Source organism: Neobacillus paridis, from assembly GCF_016765675.1.
Lineage (GTDB): Bacteria > Bacillota > Bacilli > Bacillales > Cytobacillaceae > Neobacillus > Neobacillus paridis.
This window is the reverse complement of sequence record NZ_JAESWB010000159.1, coordinates 1-707: the sequence shown is the minus strand read 5'-3', so window position 1 is coordinate 707 and position 707 is coordinate 1. Positions and strand designations below refer to the sequence as shown.

Annotated in this window: 1 protein-coding gene and 1 pseudogene; both read right to left on the bottom strand. The window is 66.0% G+C overall.

Annotation, left to right across the window (positions count from 1 at the left end; all coding sequences use genetic code 11):
* Positions 1–288: hypothetical protein (locus tag JK635_RS28325; RefSeq protein WP_235887991.1), on the bottom strand; the 288-nt coding region annotated here is incomplete at its 3' end.
* A 208-nt stretch (positions 289–496) separates the two neighbouring features.
* Positions 497–655: pseudogene (locus JK635_RS28320) on the bottom strand (PmbA/TldA family metallopeptidase); the annotation flags it as partial.
* Between the last annotated feature and the right edge of the window lie 52 nt (positions 656–707).

Here is a 707-nt window from a genome sequence, read left to right as displayed (position 1 = left end):
CCAGCCAGGGCCGAGCACGACCGTCATCGGGCCGGCCGGCGCGGGCCGGGAGTCGAGATTGACGAGGGCGGAGGCCACCGCTTCGGAGGCATAGGTTTCCAGCATCTGGTCGGTGAAATAGGCATAGCTGTAGCGGCCGCCACCGCCGGAGCTGCCCATCTCGCGCCGCCCGTTCTGCTCGGCGATCACGGTGACGGATAGACGCACCAACGGCCGGATATCTGCCGCCAGCACGCCGTCGCTGCGCACCACCAGCACCACGTCGTATTCGCCGGCCAGGCCAGCCATCACCTNGGGCGATGCGCTCGACGCGCTCCAGCAACTTGACCTTTTCGGTCGCGTCCAGCGAACTCAACGGATCATGCGGCAGATACAGCGAACGGCCGCCGGAAGGCTGCACCCTGGCGGCAACCTTGATCCGGCCCGCGCCCTGGCGCGCAATGGTGCGGGTGGCGGCCGCCGCTTCCAGCAGCGCCGACTCGGAGATATCGTCAGAGTAGGAAAACGCGGTGCGCTCGCCGGAAATGGCGCGCACGCCCACGCCCTGGTCGATGGAAAAGCTGCCGGTCTTGACGATGCCCTCTTCCAGGCTCCAGCCCTCGCTCTTGGTGAACTGGAAATACAGGTCGGCATAATCCACTTTATGGGTGAACATGGTGCCCAGCACATGGATCAGCCGCGATTCGTCGAGGCCGAATGGCGTGAGC